General features: G+C 63.0%; 16 protein-coding genes. 7 read left to right on the forward strand and 9 right to left on the reverse strand.

Going from position 1 to position 19,060, the window contains the following annotated elements:
• Window positions 1-27: 27 nt before the first annotated feature.
• The 3 genes from IVB05_RS06105 to IVB05_RS06115 form a co-directional block, all read right to left on the reverse strand.
• On the reverse strand, window positions 28-642 hold the full coding sequence (locus IVB05_RS06105) for a glutathione S-transferase family protein (RefSeq protein WP_247783523.1): 615 nt from the start codon (window positions 640-642) through the stop codon (window positions 28-30).
• A gap of 125 nt (window positions 643-767) precedes the next feature.
• On the reverse strand, window positions 768-1,580 hold the full coding sequence (locus IVB05_RS06110; RefSeq protein WP_247783524.1) for an MBL fold metallo-hydrolase: 813 nt from the start codon (window positions 1,578-1,580) through the stop codon (window positions 768-770).
• Window positions 1,577-1,951 (reverse strand): cyclic nucleotide-binding domain-containing protein, encoded by a 375-nt coding sequence (locus tag IVB05_RS06115; RefSeq protein ID WP_247783525.1) that lies wholly within the window; start codon window positions 1,949-1,951, stop codon window positions 1,577-1,579. Before IVB05_RS06115 ends, IVB05_RS06110 begins: the two co-directional genes overlap by 4 nt.
• Window positions 1,952-2,192: 241 nt before the next feature.
• Between IVB05_RS06115 and IVB05_RS06120 the strand changes: the two genes are divergently transcribed.
• Entirely contained in the window at window positions 2,193-3,239 is a 1,047-nt protein-coding gene (locus IVB05_RS06120; RefSeq protein WP_247783526.1) for a hypothetical protein, read from the forward strand.
• Between the two features lie 90 nt (window positions 3,240-3,329).
• Window positions 3,330-4,844, forward strand: a complete 1,515-nt coding sequence (locus IVB05_RS06125) for a hypothetical protein (protein WP_247783527.1) — start codon at window positions 3,330-3,332, stop codon at window positions 4,842-4,844.
• 27 nt (window positions 4,845-4,871) lie between these two features.
• Here the strand turns inward: IVB05_RS06125 and IVB05_RS06130 are convergent, their stop codons facing one another.
• From IVB05_RS06130 to putA, 3 genes are all read right to left on the reverse strand, one after another.
• Entirely contained in the window at window positions 4,872-5,519 is a 648-nt protein-coding gene (locus IVB05_RS06130; RefSeq protein WP_247783528.1) for a glutathione S-transferase family protein, read from the reverse strand.
• Window positions 5,520-5,530: 11 nt separating this feature from the next.
• Complete coding sequence (locus IVB05_RS06135; RefSeq protein ID WP_247783529.1) at window positions 5,531-6,736, reverse strand: CoA transferase; 1,206 nt, start codon at window positions 6,734-6,736, stop codon at window positions 5,531-5,533.
• Window positions 6,737-6,833: 97 nt separating this feature from the next.
• Window positions 6,834-9,845 (reverse strand): bifunctional proline dehydrogenase/L-glutamate gamma-semialdehyde dehydrogenase PutA, encoded by a 3,012-nt coding sequence (putA, locus tag IVB05_RS06140; RefSeq protein ID WP_247783530.1) that lies wholly within the window; start codon window positions 9,843-9,845, stop codon window positions 6,834-6,836.
• 116 nt (window positions 9,846-9,961) lie between these two features.
• On the opposite strand from putA, the gene IVB05_RS06145 reads away from it, so the two are divergent.
• Together IVB05_RS06145 and IVB05_RS06150 are read left to right on the forward strand one after the other, a co-directional pair.
• The gene (locus IVB05_RS06145) at window positions 9,962-10,423 is read left to right on the forward strand and encodes an Lrp/AsnC ligand binding domain-containing protein (protein WP_247783531.1); all 462 of its coding nucleotides are present in this window, start codon (window positions 9,962-9,964) and stop codon (window positions 10,421-10,423) included.
• 190 nt (window positions 10,424-10,613) lie between these two features.
• On the forward strand, window positions 10,614-11,234 hold the full coding sequence (locus IVB05_RS06150; RefSeq protein WP_247783532.1) for a hypothetical protein: 621 nt from the start codon (window positions 10,614-10,616) through the stop codon (window positions 11,232-11,234).
• A gap of 147 nt (window positions 11,235-11,381) precedes the next feature.
• On the opposite strand, the gene IVB05_RS06155 is transcribed toward IVB05_RS06150, so the two are convergent.
• The 3 genes from IVB05_RS06155 to IVB05_RS06165 form a co-directional block, all read right to left on the reverse strand.
• Window positions 11,382-11,582 carry a cold-shock protein gene (locus tag IVB05_RS06155; RefSeq protein WP_028351035.1) on the reverse strand — a complete coding sequence of 67 codons (201 nt, stop codon included), beginning with the start codon at window positions 11,580-11,582 and terminating at the stop codon, window positions 11,382-11,384.
• A gap of 353 nt (window positions 11,583-11,935) precedes the next feature.
• Window positions 11,936-12,181 (reverse strand): hypothetical protein, encoded by a 246-nt coding sequence (locus IVB05_RS06160; protein ID WP_247783533.1) that lies wholly within the window; start codon window positions 12,179-12,181, stop codon window positions 11,936-11,938.
• Between the two features lie 203 nt (window positions 12,182-12,384).
• A complete protein-coding gene (locus IVB05_RS06165) occupies window positions 12,385-14,118 on the reverse strand; it encodes an adenylate/guanylate cyclase domain-containing protein (RefSeq protein ID WP_247783534.1) in 1,734 nt (577 codons plus the stop codon).
• Window positions 14,119-14,382: 264 nt separating this feature from the next.
• Between IVB05_RS06165 and IVB05_RS06170 the strand changes: the two genes are divergently transcribed.
• The 3 genes from IVB05_RS06170 to IVB05_RS06180 all read left to right on the forward strand — a co-directional run bounded on the left by IVB05_RS06170 (window position 14,383) and on the right by IVB05_RS06180 (window position 18,952).
• A complete protein-coding gene (locus IVB05_RS06170; RefSeq protein WP_247786605.1) occupies window positions 14,383-15,879 on the forward strand; it encodes a glycosyltransferase family 39 protein in 1,497 nt (498 codons plus the stop codon).
• A 1,184-nt stretch (window positions 15,880-17,063) separates the two neighbouring features.
• A complete protein-coding gene (locus IVB05_RS06175; RefSeq protein WP_247783535.1) occupies window positions 17,064-17,663 on the forward strand; it encodes an NYN domain-containing protein in 600 nt (199 codons plus the stop codon).
• A 1,046-nt stretch (window positions 17,664-18,709) separates the two neighbouring features.
• The gene (locus IVB05_RS06180) at window positions 18,710-18,952 is read left to right on the forward strand and encodes a hypothetical protein (RefSeq protein WP_247786606.1); all 243 of its coding nucleotides are present in this window, start codon (window positions 18,710-18,712) and stop codon (window positions 18,950-18,952) included.
• The last annotated feature ends 108 nt before the right edge of the window (window positions 18,953-19,060 follow it).

Raw genomic sequence — 19,060 nt, forward strand, 5'->3', positions numbered from 1 at the left:
TGTCGCCCGTTCTACAACTGTGGTGGCTCACGCCTTCGCCGAAGGTCGCTCGCCCACGCGCGCCATCCACGTCACGATATTGGCGTTGGCCGTATCGAGCGGCTGGCCGACCTGGCCGGCGAAATCAAGCCAGCCATAGAGCAGGATGTCGGCCAGCGTGAAGCGTTTGCCGCAGAGATAGTCGCGGCCGTCGGCCATCTGGCCGTTGAGCCATTGCAGGCGGTTGGCGGCAATCATCTTCAGCCCGGGTGAGGCCTCGGGGGCGCAGGGAATCCGCTTCTCGAAAAATTTGAGACCTTCGCCGAAGCGAAAGCCGTTCCCCATATGCTCGCAGATGTTGAGGTCGACGCGGCGGGTCCACATCCGGCATTCGGCGCGCTCTTCCGGCGTCGTCCCGATCATCGCAGGTGCCGGATGCTTCTCTTCGAGATATTCGCAGATCGCGGTGATCTCGGAGAGATAGCTGCCGTTGTCGAGTTCGAGCGTCGGCATCTGCCCATGCGGATTGCGCTTCAAATGTTCGGCCTCGCGGTTCTCGCCCTTGCGCAGATCGACCGTCTGCTTCGGCACCTCGATGCCCTTTTCCGCCATGAACATGCGGACCACGCGAGGGTTCGGCCCAACCGAGTCGTAAAACTTCATGATGCTGTCTCTCCCGATGTTTTTTATGCAGTGTTGTTGGGCACCGTTGAACAGTCCGCCGTGCCATTTGTCAAATGGACGGATCACACATTCGGCGCTGCGGAATATGTTGCAGACCGGCTGACCTAGCTGTCGTCGAGCTTGTTGAGGTCACGCACCGACTGCATGATCGGCTCGAAATTCGCCCGCGCATCCAGCGCGTCGAACAATTGCGCCGTGTCCGACAACAATCCGTGCGAGCGCTGGATCGCGATCCGCACGTCCTCTTGCGGCGTGTCGGATAGTCGCCCATGCCCCGACAGCAGGATTTTCGAGTTCAGACCCTTCAGCCGCTCCAGCGACTGGATGTAATCGGCGATGCTGCCCGAGCCGAACACGCCGCCCATCACCCCGCCGGGCATCAAGGTGTCGGAGGCGAACAACAATCCCTTATCCGGCTCAAACAGGGTGATGCAGGCCGAGGTGTGGCCGGGCGTGTACATCACGCTGAGGCGGAAATTGCCGAGGTCGATCAGGTTGCCTTCTTCCAGCCAGAGGTCGATGTTGATCGGTACGTTCGGCTCGTTGAACATCTTGCGCAGCATCGAGAAGTCGTCGCGCAGCATGATCTTGTTGGCGGCGAGCCGATGCGCGGCGATGAAGGCACGGCCATGGAAGTGATAGGCCGCGCCGATATGGTCGAGATGCTCGTGGCTCAGCACCACCATGTCGATATCGTCGGGCTTCACGCCGATATGGTCGAGGGACGTCAGCAGGTGCGGATAATTCGAGGATAACCCAACATCGATCATGATGGTGCGCGAGCGGCCGCGCACCAGATAGGCGTTCGCGGCGCGGTTCTTGAAGCGTATCTGATAGACGTCTTCGGCCGCCTCGATCAGCGTATAGACGTCGCTGTCGAGCAGTGTTTTGAACGGGCTTGGTCGGCGCTCGCTCATGAAGGGGCCGCGGCTCTGAAGGCGACCGTGTTGGAGGCCCGCAAGCGTTTGCTGAGCGCATCCATGATCATCAGCGCAAAGGCCGGCTGCTGGCTCACCAGGTAGACGAAGCGGGCGTGGTTGATCCGCATCACGCGGGTGTTTGGGGCGGCCGCAATGGCGGTTGCCGAACGGGACGAACCGTCGATGACAGCCATCTCACCGAAGAACTCACCCTTGCCGAGCGTGACGATCACCGTCTTGCTGGCGCCGTTCATCTTGGCGATCTCGACCTGGCCGTCGAGCACCACGAACAGTTCCCGCCCGGTCGAGCCTTCCTCAAAAATGACGTCATCTACATCAAACTCGTTGATGCATTTCTCGATGGTCATGGTGGCAACCTGCCTTTCTGGCTGGTCGGTCGTTCCATGTTATTCGGGAAACAGACCGGCGCAAACGGAACCAGCAAGGATGCCGCAGGGCAGCATTAGGGGCTCGGGACCGGGCCGGCCGACATTTGCGGCCCAAAACCGGGCCGGATGAGTTCCTAAAACTTCGGTAAGGCCGCCGCTGGTAAGGATTTGGCAAGCATTAAAAGTTACCAAATGGTCAACCAATTCTGGAGAATCCAACGTGAGCGATCAGCACCCCCAGCCCGCCAGCGGTGAGACCGGAACTCTTGGCGCCGGGCCGGCCGCGCCTGACATGCCTGCACCGAATGAGTCGGTAACGGCCGCGGCGGAGGTCGAGGCGGCAAAACTCGCGCCCGAGCAGGAAGAGACCTCGCCGAAGCCCGATGCGGCCAAGGACGCCCCCAAGGTGGACGCCGTCAAGATGGAAGCGCCGAAGGTCGAGGCGTCAAAGGCTGAGCCTCCCAAGATCGACGCCGTGAAGCCGGAAGCGCCGCGCTTCCCCGGCAACGTGACGATTATGTCGCCCGGCGACCGCGTTGGCGCCGATGCGAAGGCTGCGCCGGCGGATGGATCGTCCGGCAAGCGCCGGTTCGGGGCGATGGCTGCCGTGGTGGCGCTGGCGACGGTGGCGGGTGCGCTTGGTGGCGCGCTGGCAACCGCAGGCGTTGGAAAGCTGATGGCCGGAGATTCGGCCCAGGAATCGGCTCAAGCATCGGTCCAGGCGTCGGCAAAGGACAGCGCGCTTGAAGCCTCGGTGGCGCGAATCGATGCCGAGATCGTCGCGCTGAAATCGAGCCTGGAGCATAATTCCAAGACGACGACGGGCCAGCTCAACAAGGCCAGCGACCGCCTCGACAAGGTCGAGAAGGCACAGGCCGAACCTGCCGCGAAACTCGCCAAGCTCAGCGAGACCGTCGACAAGCTCCGCGCCGCCCAGGCGTCCACGACGACGACGGCTGCCGCCGCGCCAGCTCCCGCGAAGGATGTGACGGGCACGATACCGCAGCAAGCTGCCGCCGCAGCCGCGCCTGCGGCCCCGCCAGCGTCTGCGGCGCCGCCGAAGCCCGAGGTTGCCCGGCTGCCGACCGTCGAAGGCTGGGTGTTGCGGGACGTCGCCAATGGCAGCGCCCTGATCGAGAGCCGCCGCGGCATGTACGAGGTCTATGCCGGCGATCCCATTCCGGGCCTCGGCCGTGTTGATGCCATTCGCAAGCAGGACGGCCGCTGGGTGGTCGTGACCAGCAAGGGCCTGATCGTCGCGCGCTAGCGCGACGACCTACGATTAGGAAGGCGCTTCACGGCGATGTGAAGCGCCTTTTTTCTTGAATAGGTCTCATTGCGCGGTGTTAGTTGGAGCATGAGCCGCGCGCCAGGAATTCTTGCTATCGTATTTGCTCTGCTGTGCGGCGCTTTGCCGGCGCGTGCGGCACAGGATGCCGCGCTGGAGCGCGGCACAGCCATCACCGATCCCGCGACGCTGCGCGAACTCGATGGCGGAAAATTCCGCCTCGATCGCATGCTGCTGCCGGAGCGGTCGGCTGATATTCCGCTGGCCAACCGCGCGCTATTCGCCTTGCCGTCGATGATCCTGGTCCGGCAGGCGATCGATGGCGAGTTCGATCGCTATGTCGCACGGCACGGAGCGAGCCTGCCGAAGGAGACGATCGGCGTCGGTGAGGACTTTGATTTCCAATTGTTCGACCGCGCGCTGCTTTATTCGGCAGAGACGCGGTTCGTGCTGGCCGGCATCGTCAACCGCATGGATCGCACTTACGCTGCGGAAGCAAGCTGCGGCGAGATCCGCCTGATCTACCGCCTGACGCGGATGAACAGGGCGGCCGGCGACGACGCTTCGCCGCCGCGGCTGCCGATGACGCTGAACCTCGTGCTGAAAGCGAGAGGCGAAGGCTCCGCGATCACCTGCTCCGACATCGCCAATCGCTGGCTCGCCGCGCCGCTCGGTGGGACACCGGCGGCAAAGGGTGGCCCGCTCGACCTGATCGGTCATGAAAATATCGACCGCATCGAGACCAATCTGCAGATCGCGCACGCGCCAAAATCTTCGGTGCGCGATTTCCGCACCGACTATCTGTTGAAGGTGTTTCGCCACGATCGGGACGCGCGCGTATTTGCGGAAGCGCCGATGGAAAACCAGATCGACCGCGCGCGCCTTCTGGCGGACGATGGCCTCAAGCGCGAGTTCAGGGCATGGCTGCTCGACCCCGCCAATCTCGCGGCGTTCGATCGCGGCACCGTGCTGATCCCGGAAAAATTCCTCGCCAGCGGCGCGATTGCGCCAACGCCGGTCGGGTTCGATCCGTCGGACCTGGAGCCCGAATTCGGACTGGTGCAAGGCGAGGGCGCGGTGTTCGGCGAGGCTGACGTCGTGGCTGCGCTAAAGAAGGCCACGGAAGGTGGCGTGAAGCTGCAGAATATCCGCTCGCCTGCCGGGTTCGAGCGTCGGCTCAACGACGTGACCTGTTCCGGCTGCCACCAGACGCGCGGCATCGGCGGCTTTCACTTTCCTGGCGTCGACTGGATGGCGGACAAGCCGTCGAATTCGACCGTCGTGCCGGCGTCGCCGCATTTCTTCGGCGACCAGATTCGCCGCCGTGATATTCTCGCAAGCCTGCGCGATGGCAGGCCGCCCGACTACTCGCGCGGGTTCGCCAGCCGTCCGCAATTGCGCGGCAGCACCGAACTCGCCGGCACCAATTATTACGACGGCTGGGGCGCGCATTGCTATGTGCAAGGCAAGCCAGCCGCAAGCAATGACGGAAGTTTCCGCGACTGGACCTGCGCCGAGGGCCTGAGCTGTCAGGCCGCGGGCAAGATCTCGCGCATCGGCATGTGCTTCGTCAAAAGCCGTTAGCGATACGAACGGTCACTTGGTGCAAGTTTACTTGGCGTAGTGCGTCAGGCGCTTGCCGGGCAGCAGATCATAGGCCGATTTCCAGCCCGGAATTTGCGCCATGCGCCCGAGCCAGGCATTGATCGCGGGATGGCTCGTCGCCAGGTCATAGCCGGTCTCGTCGGCGGGGTAATGCAGATAGGCCATCATCGAAATGTCGGCCACCGTCGGCCGTTCGCCGATCGCGAATGCATTTTTCTGCATGTGCTGCTCGAGGATGGAGAGGAAATCATCGAGGCGTCTGCGGAAATGCTTCAGCACATGCTCGTCCGGCGACGGTGTGAAGGTCCGAAAATAGCGGTAGGTTGCCATGTAGCCGGTGAGCTTGTGGTTGTCCCAGAACAGCCAGCGCAGCAGTTCGAACTGCTCCTGTTCAGTCTCGCCGCCGAACCGGCCGAATTGCTTTGCCAGCATGAGAAGGATCGGCGCGGTCTGTGTCAGGCGCTCGCCGTCCACCTCGAGCACCGGAATTTCCCCCATCGCGTTGACGTTGCGCCGCCATTCCGGCGTGCGCGTGACGCCGCCGCCGAAATCGGTCCAGACCGGCTCGAAGCTCTGCCCGCACAGCGTCAGCATCAGCGCGATCTTGTAGCTGTTTCCCGACTCCGGGAAGTAATGCAGGCGATAGCTGGGCATGGCTTACTGCCTCACGCCACCGCGCCGGACGCGCGCAGCTTGCCGATCGCGGCTTCGTCATAGCCCGCGTTGCGCAGGATCTCGTCGCTGTGCTCGCCGATGCCGGGCGGCTTGCGCGGCTGAACCTTCTTGCTGCCATCGACCCAGATCGGGCTGGAGATCGTCAGCGTGGTGTCGTTCTCGAACGGCACCAGCACCTCGTTCTCGATCATCTGCTTGTCGTTCGGAATATCGTCGAGGATGCCGACCACGCCGAACACCAGGCCGTTGCCGTCGAGGATCTTGCGCCACTCGGCAAGGTCCCTGGTCGCAAAGGTCTCGTCGAAGATCTTGATCAACTCCACCGATCGCGCATGGCGCTCTTTCTTGGTTTCGAATCTCGAATCGGTGACGAGATCCTCGCGGCCGAGGCAGCGCGCCAGCGTCGGCCATTGCCGGTCCTCGTTGAGCAGCGACAGGATCAGCCAGCGTCCGTCTTTGCACTGGTAGTGATTGGTGACCGCGTTGAGCGCGCGTTCGCGCGGGCGGCGTTCGCCGAACTTCGCGCCAACCAGTTTGGCCTGCGCCAGCACCGAGGCGGCCCAGACGCCATTGGCCATCAGGTTGGAGCTGACATGCGAGCCCTTGCCGGTGCGCTCGCGCTTGTAGAGCGCGGTGACGATCGCGCCGTAAAACGCCATCGCGCAGGGGTGGTCGCCCATGCCCGCGATCGATCGCGCCGGCGTCGTGTGTTCATCCGCCCGCACCAGGTCCATCAGGCCCGAGCGCGCCCAGTAGGCGTTGGAGTCGAAGCCGGGCTTGTTGGCTTCCTCGCCCTTTTCGCCGTAACCGGTGAAGGAGGCGTAGATCAGGCGTTCGTTGAGGGGCGCCAGATGGTTGTGGGTGATGCCGAGCCGCTCGCGCACCTGCGGCGGATAATTGGTGATGAAGACGTCGGCCTGTGCGGCCAGCCGGTGCAGCACCGCCTGACCCTCGGCCTTCGAGAGATCGAGTGCGAGGCTTTTCTTGTTGCGGGCTTCCAGCATCCACGCGAAATTATGCTTGCTATGCGGGTAGCCCGGCAAATTCGGCAGGTTGCGATAGGGATCGCCGGCGCCGGGCGGCTCGATCTTGATGACGTCGGCGCCGAAATCCGACAGCACGGTGGCGGCCGCAGGCGCTGCGATGAAACTCGCGCAGTCCAGAACCTTGAGGCCTTCGAAAATACCCTTTTCCATCGTGGCGCCGCTCCGTGACGTTTGTCGTTCCTGCTGAATTATCGCTATGAGCGATCAGGTTCAAACGTCATTTGGCCCATCTTGGAAAGTGATGCAACTACTCCCCGCCGGACATCAGCGCTGCATTTCCGCCGGCTGCGGCAGTATTGATGGTCACCGTCTGCTCGGTCGCGAAACGAACCAGATAATGCGGCCCGCCGGCCTTGGGCCCGGTGCCGGATAACCCATGGCCGCCGAACGGCTGCACGCCGACGACCGCGCCGATCATGTTGCGGTTGACATAGATGTTGCCGACCTGGAGGCGCTCGATCGCGTCCTCCACCGTATCGTCGATCCGGGAATGGATACCGAGGGTGAGCCCGTAGCCCGAGCGCTCGACCGATTGCAGCACCTGGTCGAAGCGGTCGGCGCGATAGCGCACCACATGCAGCACCGGGCCGAATACTTCTTCCGTGAGCCGGCCGGCATCGGACAATTCGAAGATATGCGGCGCGACATAATTGCCTTGTGGTGCGCTACCCGCAAAGTGCACCCGGGCCTCTTTCTTCATGCGTTCGATATGCGTGTCCAGCCGCTGCTTGGCCTCAGTGTCGATCACCGGGCCGATATGCGTGGCGGGATCGGAGGGATCGCCGATGACGAGTTCGCGCGCCGCGCCCGCAATCATCTCGATCATGCGGTCGGCGACGTCGTCCTGCAGGAACAACAATCGCAGCGCCGAGCAGCGCTGGCCGGCGGAGCGGAACGCCGACGTCACGACGTCGTCGGCGACCTGTTCGGGCAGCGCGGTAGCATCGACGATCATCGCATTGATGCCGCCGGTCTCGGCGATCAGCGGCACGATCGGTCCATCCTTGGCGGCGAGCGCGCGGTTGATCGTTCGCGCGACTTCGGTCGAGCCGGTGAAAACAACGCCGGCGATATCTGGATGCGCCACCAGCGCGCCACCGATCCGGCCGTCGCCCGCCACCAGATGCAGCGCGGACGCCGGCACGCCGGCTTCATGCAGCAGGCGGATCGCTTCAGCCGCAATCAGCGGCGTCTGTTCGGCCGGCTTCGCAACGACCGCGTTGCCCGCCATCAAGGCCGCCGCGACCTGACCCAGAAAGATCGCCAGCGGAAAATTCCACGGCGAGATTGCGACGAAGACGCCACGGCCGCGCAGGCAGAGCATGTTGCTCTCGCCCGTCGGTCCCGGCATTGCCGTGCCTTCGCCGAACAACTCGCGTCCCTGCGCGGCATAGTAGCGGCAGAAATCCACGGCTTCGCGGACTTCCGAGATCGCGTCGTCCAATGTCTTGCCGCCCTCGCGTTGCAGCAGCGCGAGGGAATGCGCCGCGCGCTGTTCCAGCAGATCGGCGGCTTTCTCCAGCGTCGCGGCGCGCGTCTCGGCCGGCATTCTGGACCAGTGCTTGAAGCCGTCGCGCGCTGCCAGTATTGCCGCATTGGCCTCGCTCTCGGGTGCGTCGATGATGCTCCCCGGTGCGGGCAATGGTACGGCGGCGATGTCTGAGGCGAGTTGCTCCAGCGCCGCGCGCTCGCCGAATTCAACTCCGCGGGAATTTTTTCGTTTGGGTCCGTAGAGGTCGCGAGGCAGCGGGATGTTGGGATGCGCGGCGTTGTTGGCACTGCCGATGATATCGGCCGGACGCCGCAGCAATTGCGATACCGGCACCGCCTCGTCGGCGGCGAGCGCGACAAAGGATGAATTGGCGCCGTTCTCCAGCAATCGCCGCACCAGATAGGCCAGCAGATCGCGGTGGCTGCCGACCGGCGCGTAGGTGCGATAGGCGATGTCGGGGCGGTCTTCACCGAGCTTCGCATAGAGCGCCTCGCCCATGCCGTGCAGCCGCTGGAATTCGAAACCGCTTTGGTCCGTTGCCAGTTCGAGGATGGTCGCGACCGTCAGCGCATTATGGGTGGCGAACTGCGGAAAGATCCGCGGCCGCAACGCCAGCAATTGCCGCGCGCAGGCGAGGTAGTTCAGATCCGTCATCGCCTTGCGGGTGAATACCGGATAGCCGTCGAGCCCGCGTTCCTGCGCGCGCTTGATCTCGGTATCCCAATAGGCGCCCTTCACCAGCCGTACCATCATTTTGCGGTCGAGGCTGCGTGCGAGATGGTCGACGTAATCGATCACGTCGGCGGCGCGCTTCTGGTACGCCTGGATCGCCAGGCCAAAGCCGTCCCAGCCTGCAAACGATGAATCGCCGAGCGCCGCCGCTATCACGTCGAGCGACAATTCCAGCCGGTCCGCTTCCTCGGCATCGACGGTGAAATTGAGGTCATGGGATTTGGCTTGCCGGGCGAGATCAATCAGGCGCGGGACCAGTTCGCTCATCACCCGCGCGCGGCTCACGGCCTCGAAGCGCGGATGCAGTGCCGAGAGCTTGACGGAGATACCGGGCCGGTCGGGCAGGGGGCGCTCACCAGCTGTGCGTCCGATCGCCTCGATCGCGCTGGCATAGGAGTTGGAATAGCGCGCGGCGTCATCGGCCGTGCGCGCGGCTTCGCCGAGCATGTCGAAGGAGTAGCGTTGATGGCGCGAGGAATGCGGCTGCGCCCGCGACAGCGCGGCTTCGATGGTCTCGCCGAGCACGAAATGGTTGCCCATCAGCCGCATCGCCTGCCGCGTCGCGGCCCGCACGGCGGGTGCGCCCAGCCGCTTGGTTAGCCGTCCGATGGTCCCTTGTGGCGTTTCGCCGGGCTGGATCACGCGGGCCGACATTCCGAGCGCCCAGGCCGACGCATTGACCAGGAACGCGCTCGACCTGGTTTCGTGATGGATGAAGTCGCCCTGGGCGAGCTTGTCCTCGATGAACTGGTCGGCGGTGCGGGCGTCCGGCACGCGCAGCAGCGCTTCCGCCAGCACCATCAGCGCCAGCCCTTCCTTGGTCGACAGCGCGAACTCGCGCAGCATGTCCTCGACGCCGCCGAGCGGATCGTCATTGGCCCTGATCGCCTCGATCAGCCGCGTCGCCGTGCGATCGATGCGCTCTTCCGGCGCCGCATCCAGCCGCGCGGCCCGGAGCAGGCGGATAGCCATTGCATGTTCATCGGGCGCGTAAGGCGCGCTGAAGCGCGGAGGGGATGGCGGATCGGCCGGCATGCGATTCTCTTGGTTCGTGGCTACCAGCTTACTGCCGGTCGAACCGCAGTTCGATAGACAAATATGGAGTTTTGACTTAGAAAATCAGGTGTAATTGAACAGTAGCCAGATAAATGATGGAAATTGACAAAATAGACCGCAAAATCCTCTCAATTTTGCAAGCAGATGGCCGTATCGCCAATGTCGAGCTGGCCGAGCGGATCGGGCTGTCACCGACGTCGATCGGCGAGCGGCTGAAACGGCTGCAGCGCGACGGCTTTGTCGAAGGCTACGGCGCCCGGCTCAATCCGCACCGGCTCGGCCTGGGCTTGCTCGTGTTCGTCGAGGTGATGCTCGACAAGACCACGCCCGACGTCTTCGAGCGGTTCGCCAAGGCCGTGCAGGCCGCGCCCGAGGTGCTGGAGTGCCACATGGTGGCGGGCGGCTTTGATTATCTGGTCAAAGCCCGGGTCGCCGACATGACGGCCTACCGGCGGTTCCTCGGCGAAACCCTGCTGGCGCTGCCGGGCGTGCGCGAGACGCGGACTTACGCCGTGATGGAGGAGGTCAAGCGCGACGCGCCGCTGCCGGTCGGCTAGTCCCGCGCGATGCGGGGCCGGAGCCAACTGGCGCACGGAAAACACAGCAGACGGAATTTCCGCGGCGTGATCCACATATTTGCGGGCTTGCTTGTTGGCAGCGTGAAGGAGCCGCGCTAATCGTCAGGCTCGTCGCATGGGAACAGCAGGGATCATGAGAGACGCAGGACAGCCGATACGGGGAAGGCAGATGCGCGCGGGAGTCGCCGTGTTCGGCGCTTGCCTCGCGACGCTGCTTGGCGTCTCCGCGGCGAAGGCCGTCGAGATGAGCGCTGAGGTCGCCAACCTCTACAGCTCGGTTTCGATCTATCCGCCGTCGGCCAACTCCATGACGGTCTGCTACGGCTTCGTCTGCCGGCGCCGCGAGATCCTCGATTTCACGGCCGGCGACCGCAGCGCGCTGACCCAGATCATGGCGGCGGGGCGCGCCTCGGCCGCGGCTGAACGCGCCGCGGTGCAGAAGGCGGTGATGTGGTTCGATCGCCGCATGGGGCCGATCCTCGGCACCAGCAAGCGCGTGGCGAAGGCGGATTTCCGCTACTTCGACGACAAGCACAATTACGATTGCTGGGACACGACGCGGAACACGACCAGCCTGTTGCTGGTGCTACGGGAGTGGGGCCTGCTGAAGCATCACGCGATCGGCGATCCGAAATATCGCGGCAATACGCTGGTGCTGCAGACGCCGCACAACACCGCGGTGCTGGTCGATCGCGCCACCAAGGTCGAGTGGGTCGTCGATCTCTGGCCGCGCGGCTATCTGCAGCCACCCGACGTGATGACGGTCCAGAAATGGGTTACGGAAGATTGAGCGGCCGGTTCTTGCGCACGATTTAGCCATCGCACGTGCAGAAGCGGTGCCCGCTCCGCCGAACGCTCACAGTTTTTGAGAAGTTTTTTTAGCCCAACTCCCGGAGTTTTAGTCCGAGAGCGCGCCGTTGCCGATCGCGCGTTCGCGCTAAACCTTGAGGTTCTCGGCCGAAGTCTTGCCCCGGTTGGCGATCTCTTCGTATTCGACGGTCTGCCCTTCATTGAGTGTCGAAAGACCAGCTTTCTCAACTGCCGAAATATGAACGAACACGTCCTTGCCGCCGCTCGAGGGTTGGATGAACCCGTAACCCTTGGTTGGATTGAACCACTTCACCGTACCTTTAGCCATTCACGTCGTCTCCGCGGAATCAAAAAAAGTAAACGAGCCGTCGGTCCCCGCACTAACCGGCATGCCCGAGCCATCAGGATACGCGGGTTGGGGCAGGCTGGGTAGCGCAAACGGAATGCCCGTTTCGGCAAAAAAGCGCCCATTCCATGCCGATTTCCGCCATTTTCCCGGTTTCGCGCTCATTTGACGCGGCCGGCGGCGGTGATTCGAAAATTGGGCAATTGGTTCGACTGCCGCCGGTTGACGTCATTCCACCGCTTGCGGGCGGCGGGCCTTTGGCCTGGCATATCGCATACGGAAAACCCCGGCCGCGTGAGCGACCGGGGCTTCGGAACGGAACGTCTGCGGCCGGATCAGTAGCAGACGTTCACCGTCCGCCAGCGGAAGCCATACGGCGTCAGCACGCGGCGGGTCACATAGCAGCCGTCATAGCCGCCACCGACGAAGCCGATCCTGAAGCCATGGCCATGACCATGACCCCAGTGGTGGTGGTGATGGTGATGCGGCCAGAACCCGCCCGCCGAAGCGGAGGTGGGCGCCAGCGCCATCACGCCGAGCGAAGCGGCGGCAACTAGAGCGAGAGTCACTTTGCGAAGCATGGTCGTTCTCCTTGAAGTGTGCGCGTTCGACGTTTTTGTCTTGGCGCGGGTTTTAAGTTTCAGTCTTACCCATCGCCAATCTGTCGCGTCCCTCACCGCGCGGGTTCGAGGAAACGGCGCTTCGTTCGCGGACAATTTTCTGAACGATTATTCAGGTGTGAAAAACATCACATACGTTTCGAACCGCTATCGCTGCAGCGGTTTCAGGCTGCGGCGCTTTGCTCTTCGTTAACCAGCGCCGGCAGCATCCGCGCATCCGCAACCGTGCGCACGATCATCGGCTCGTTGCGTCCGCGGATCTCGACTTCCTGCGCCGGCAGCGCATCTTCCGCCAATCCTGCCGTTGCGCGAACTTCATCCGAGATGACAACCTCGCATGCAAGAATCTTGGTCATGTCCTGCAATCGTGCCGCGACATTGACGGGATCGCCGAGCGCGGTGAACACCATGTGATCGCGATAGCCGATGTCGCCGACGATGACTTCGCCGCCATTGATGCCGATGCCGAAGCGGATCGGCTCGCGCAGATCGTGTTCGAGAAACTTGTTCAGCTCGTCGACATTGACGGCGATCAGGGCTGCCGCCCTCAACACCTGACGGCACGCCTCCTGCCGGCTGCAGGCGAGCCCGAACAGCGCCAGCATGCCGTCGCCGACGAACTGGTTCGGCCGGCCGCCGCTCTCGATCACCGCCTGCGACACCGCGCCGAGGAAACGGTTGACGATGAACACCGTGTCGAACGGCAGGCGCTTTTCCGCCAGCTTGGTCGAGCCGCGCATGTCCACGAACAGGCTGACGAGATAGCGCTCCTGCCCGATACGCGTCGGATTGGACTCGTGGCCGTCGGCGGACATCGTGTGCGGCAGGAACAGCTGGAAAAACGATAGATCGGTCGCCGGCCGCAACTGGCACGCAAGGCGGATGGACGGATCCGACGTGCCGACCCGGCCAAGCACGAATGCCTCGCGCTGCGACGGTTGGGGCAGGTCGCCGCAATCGCCGATGATGCGGATGCGGCAGGTCGAGCAGCGCGCCCGCCCGCCGCAGACGCTGGCGTGCGGCACGTTGTTGCGCAGGCTGGCTTCCAGCACGCTGAGGCCGCGGGGGACGCGCACGGTGCGGCCGTTGCCGTAAGAGAGATTGATCATGCCGCGGCGGCGCTCGTTGATGGCGCGAGCGCCGCGCGCCAGCAGCGCGATGCCGATCAGGCCGAAATATCCGAACAGGAAGTAGTTCGTGATGCGGTCGAGCGCCTGCGCCTCAGTGCGGGTGCCGATCAGGCGCTGCGACTGGGTCTCCGCGCGCCATTCCTCGCTGTCATTATCGATGACCATGCGCCCGCCCTGATAGAAGCCCAGCATGGCCAGCGTCGGAACCAGCACCGCCGCGGCGAGCAGGAACGGCGCGGCGCGTTTGTAGAACGAGCGCATCCGCAGCCAGAAATAAAGCCCGATGCAGCCATGGACCCAGGCGATGATCATGACCGCGAGCATCATCCAGATCCGGTATGGCGCCCAGATCCAGTACAGGAAGAGTATCTGCGGATAGAGCTTCTCATGGCCGAACAGCGTCTGGCCGAGCCGGACGCCGATAATATGCGCGATGATCAGCATCGGTATGCTGAGGCCGAGTGCAAGCTGCAGCGGCTCGATCGCCTTCCAGCGGAATTGCCGGCGTTCGTAGAGCGCCCAGATGCCGAGCGCGGTATGCACCAGGCACGCGGTGTAGAACAGGATCGTGACGGGAAGGAATTGCCAGAATGCGGTGTGCAGATAGACGCCACCGGCCAGCGCCTCCAGCGAGATGTTGCCGAGCGCATGGTTGAGGAAATGGCTGACCAGATAGGCGAACAGCACGACGCCGCTGACAAGGCGGACCTGCCGGAGGCTGATGCCGCGGATGAAGGTCGTGATCTGTTCTCGGGATGAGATGGCCATGCGATCCACAGGGTCAATATTGGGCGATACTAATGCCTAATTCCATCTGTGAATACTACAGCCTGTCGTCCCTGCGAACGCAGGGACGACGATGAAGTTTTTTCCGCCGCGGCTCGTTGACACTCCCGGCCCAGTCGAGGAGAAAGCGCCGTGACGATCGCCCCGCCCGATATCAGCCAGTCCAAACCGGACCGCTCTGCCGCGCCGCCATGGTTTGCAGCGTCCTGTCTTTGGGTTGCGCTGCTGATCGCCGCACTGACGGCGATGCGGCTGGTCTATGCCGGCGTGCTCGATCTGCGCACCGACGAGGCCTATTACTGGACCTGGTCGAAGGAGAGCGCGCTTTCCTTCCTCGATCATCCGCCCGGCATCGCCTGGCTGATCCGGTTCGGCACCGCGATCTTCGGCGATACGAGTCTCGGCGTGCGGTTCGGCGGCATCGTCGCGATGCTGGTCACGCAGCTTTTGCTCGCCGACATCGTCCGGCGCGTGACGCATGATGTTCGCGCCGTCATCCTCGCGGTGCTGTTGCCGGAAGCGGCGCTGTATTACGGGCTGTTGATGGCGAAGGTCGCGCCCGACACCGCGGTGATCCCGTTTGGGGTTGCGATGCTGTGGTCGCTGGTGCGGCTGCACGAGAGCGGCAATCCGCGCTGGTGGCTGGCCGCGGGGCTGTTCGCAGGGCTGGCGCTGCTGTCGAAATTCACCGCGATCATGCTGCTGCCGGCGGTGCTCGCGTTCGCACTGGTGCCGGACTGGCGGCGGCGCTGGCTGTTCAGCCCCTGGCCGTGGCTGGCGGCGCTGATCGCGGTCGTGGTGTTTTCGCCGGTGCTGATCTGGAATGCAGAACACGACTGGGCGTCGTTCCGCTTCCAGTTCGTGCGCGCGGTCGCGACCCATCCGTTTTCGTTCCGCACCGTCGGCGAATTCATCGGGCTTCAATTCGGTCTCGTCGGCTTCGTGCTGCTGCCGGTGGTGCTGTCCGGCGTGACGCTGACCGCGTGGCGCGGCTATCGCAGCCGCGAGCCGGTCGCGATCCTGCTGTCGACCGCGGTGCTGGTACCCTTCCTCTATTTTCTCTGGAAGTCGCTGACGCTGCGCGTCGGCGACACCTGGCCGATGTTCCTGTGGCCCGCCGGCTTTGCCGCGACCGCCATCAATCTCGTGATGCTGCCGCGCGAGGGTTTTTCGGACCGGATCGTGAAATCGACCTTCTGGTGGGCGAGGGTGGCGGTCATCTCCGGCATCGCCTTCGTGGTCGGCGTGTTCTTCTATTACGTCGCAGCGCCCTGGAATTTGATCGGCAGGACCGATCCCGTCGGCGGCGAGGCCGGCTATGAACAGGTCGCGGCGCGCGCGCGCGAGCAGTTGCGAGCGACCGGCGCGACCTGGATCGCGACGTCGGATTATCGCACCTACGCGATGCTGCGCTGGCATTTCAACGGCCAGGTGCCGGTCATCCAGATCAACGAACGCGGCAGGTTCCAGGGGTTTGGCGATCCCGGCATGAAGGCGATCAAGGATCATCCCGGCCTCTATGTCGCGCGCGAGCCGGACCATCGCCTGCCGCTGTGGGATCTCACGACCGCCAAGCGGCAGCCGCTTGAGCGGGTCGAACGCGTCTGGCGCGGGGTGGTGATGGATACCTACGCGCTGGAAAAGCTCACCGGCTGGACTCCCGAGCTTTCCCCGCCGCCGGATTCGCCGCTGTTCCGCTGGCGCGTGCTGGCGGGGGTTTTGAGGTCTGAGGCCGCTTCGTAGCCCGCGGGGCGCCGCCACAAAACAGGTCGTCATCCCCCGCGAAGGCGGGGGATCCAGTACGCCGCGGCTTATCGGTTCAATCACTGCTGTCTCTGGAATACTGGATCGTCCGCCTTCGCGGACGATGACAACTGAATGTGAGGCGGCGATCTCGCGGCGCAATTCGCCCGAGGTTTGCTTGATAACTTCCCGCCCTCTAAATCAGAGGGCGCAGGGAAGACCGGGTGCTTGCTACACCCGCGGTCTCGCGTGCGATTTGCGTACAGGGCAGCGGGAGCATTCCGGCCTTCCCTGCGCAATGGCTTTACGGCTTACTTCGAGCTCTCCCCGGTAACGGCTTTCTTGCCACCGTCGCCCGTGAGAGGCGTGCCTCTCGCGAACTTGACGCCAGCACCGCGGCGTCAGGACCACACGACTTCGCCGTACGTTCAAGCTGCACACGTCAGTCGCAGCTCTCGCGTCCATCGCATCTCACCGCGCGTTCGTGACGATGGCCAACGCCCCTCATCCGCCGTGAGACGGGCGGAGTTATGCCGATGATTTGCCCCGCAAGTTAAGCGGAATATTTTTGCAAAGGGCACTGGACAGCTTTTGACTGATTTGCCCGTCGTGTTGTCTTGTCGCAGTCTCGCGTCGAGATTGCGCTTGCGCGCGAAGCAAATCAGTTCGCAATCCGTGGGGTGGGCAAAGCCACCGGGTCGCGCGAACGCGCGCCCGATGACAGGCTCCGCGTGCCCACCATCAAGAAGCGCGCTCGATGATACATCGTGGGCACGTCGCTAACGCGCCTTTGCCCACCCTACGAGATATTCCGTTCCGTTTCATCCAGGTCGCGGTGCTCACCGAGGGAATTTACATCGAAGACAACGATCATAAACCTTCGTATAGCGGCGGCATCCGTTTGTATCTGCGCCGCTTACCTACGGACAATTGAGCGACTCATGTCGCGCGCCTTAGCGTCACTGCGATCGGGTTCGGCTGTCGCGGAAAAAATTTCACGGCCAAAAGCGATCGAGTACAGCAACAATATTTGAGCTGTCCACGGCGACGAGTCCTGCTCTCTTCTACGAGTTAACGGTGAGTGCGGTCTGAGATGTCCGCAGGCGAGTTTGTTGTGCCGCGCATCCAGTAACCTGAAGTGACGTCCTTGTTTCCTGCTATCCAATTTTGGGGTCATTGCCTGAATGTCATCCTCCCTCGGCAAGATCGCGGTCCTGATCGATGGCGCCAATCTCTATGCGACCAGCAAGACGCTTGGTTTCGATATCGATTACAGGCGGCTGCTCAAGGAATTCCAGAGCAGAGGCATGCTGCTTCGTGCGATTTATTACACCGCGATCATCGAGGATCAGGAATATTCGTCGATCCGGCCCTTGATCGACTGGCTCGATTATAATGGCTACACCGTGGTCACCAAGGCGACCAAGGAATACATCGACGCCAGCGGCCGCCGCAAGGTGAGGGGCAACATGGATATCGAACTCGCGGTCGATGCCCTGGAGCTCGCCGAACATGTCGACCAGATCGTGCTGTTCTCCGGTGATGGCGATTTCCGCTCCCTGGTCGAGGCGTTGCAGCGTCGTGGGGTCCGGGTGACCGTCGTTTCGACGATTTCGATTCAACCGCCGTTGATCGCCGACGAATTGCGGCGCCAGGCCGACGTCTTTACTGACCTGATGGAGTTGAAATCCAAGATTGGCCGCGACCCGTCCGAGCGGCCGCCCCCGCGCGAGTTGCGAAATAACCTGCCGGAGTTCCTGCAGCGCGACACCAATAATGTGTGATCACGGCGATCTTCAACGCTTGCCCCGATCGCTTTGTCCGTAGTCCGTAGGGTGGGCAAGGCGACTTGTCTCGCCGTAGCTCAACGAGCGAAGGCGGAAGCGTGCCCACCATCAAGACGTGCGCCCGGCGATGGATGGTGGGCACGGCGCAAGCGCGCCTTTGCCCGCCCTACGAGCCCCCAACGTCCCCTAGCGGCGCGACTTCATCTTCGGCTTCATGTCTTCCTGAACTTCTTGCAGCAGTTTGTGTGCAACAAACTGTGCAACAGGGGCAGGGATTCCCGCGATGTCCTCAGAGCAAGGCCGCTTCAGTTGGCGGCCCCTTTCCGGGCGATCGTGAAAAAGCCTAGCCCGATAATCAGGAATACGGGCACGACCGCGAAGAAGCCGGCGAATGATATGAGGCTGGGATAAGCAACGAGGAAATAGGTTGCCAGCCCGACAACGATCATTGCTGCAATTGAGCCCATCACTAGCAACGCTCGTTTTGATCCCGTCCCACATGGTTTAAGACCGTCTGAGTTGGCGTCCTCTCTTATATTACACCAAGCGCGAACTGCCTGTTGGCACTTTTGGGACCTCGTGCTCGTGGTCGGCGATGTCCGTTGGCCGGGGCGTAAAGCGGGCATTGTTCGGAGTCGTACTAGCACCCGCGAATGACCCACAACGGACATCAGGACTTTGCAACAAGCAACTCGAAGCCAGCCCCTATCAATGCACTCAGTTGACCTGATACGATGGCCCACTGGGGGTTTACATGCAGCCAGCGGGAATTTCTTGGTGTCTTGGGTGGTGCGGCGGTCGCGTGGCCGCGCGCCATCCACGCACAGGAGGCGGGTCGCATCTATCGCCTCGACGTAATGAGCCCCTCGCTGAAAATCGCAGCATCGCCTATCTTAGCTTTTTTCGACGAGCTTCGCGTGTTCAGTTTCGTCGAGGGACAGAATCTGAAAGTTGATGGCGGCGGCCATGGTCTGCGCGACGAGCAACTTCCCGTGCATCCACCGGGCGCTGACCGAAGGCGTCATCTGCAGGAGGGCCCTGGAATGAAGAAGACATTTGCTGCCTTCGTCGCGGTGGCTACGATCGTTGGTTCGCTCGCCGCGACGCCCGTAAGCGCACAGCGTGGCGTCGCCGCGGGCGTCGCGGCTCCGGGCCGCTATTATGTACCCGCCCCTTACGGAGCAAGTCGCGGGCCATACGACGATTTTGGCAGTTGCGAATGGGTGAACCAGCGTTTCTGGGACGGCCATGGCTGGCGGGTCCGCCGGGTGCGAGTCTGCGGCTGATCCGCGATTACGGCGAGATTGAACGGCTCGTAGCGACCATCGACGTCGAGCGGAGGCCGTCGAAATGACCGGGACCGAACATGATTAATGCCGTGACCAGTTATTATT

The sequence above is a fragment of the Bradyrhizobium sp. 170 genome (assembly GCF_023101085.1).
GTDB lineage: Bacteria > Pseudomonadota > Alphaproteobacteria > Rhizobiales > Xanthobacteraceae > Bradyrhizobium.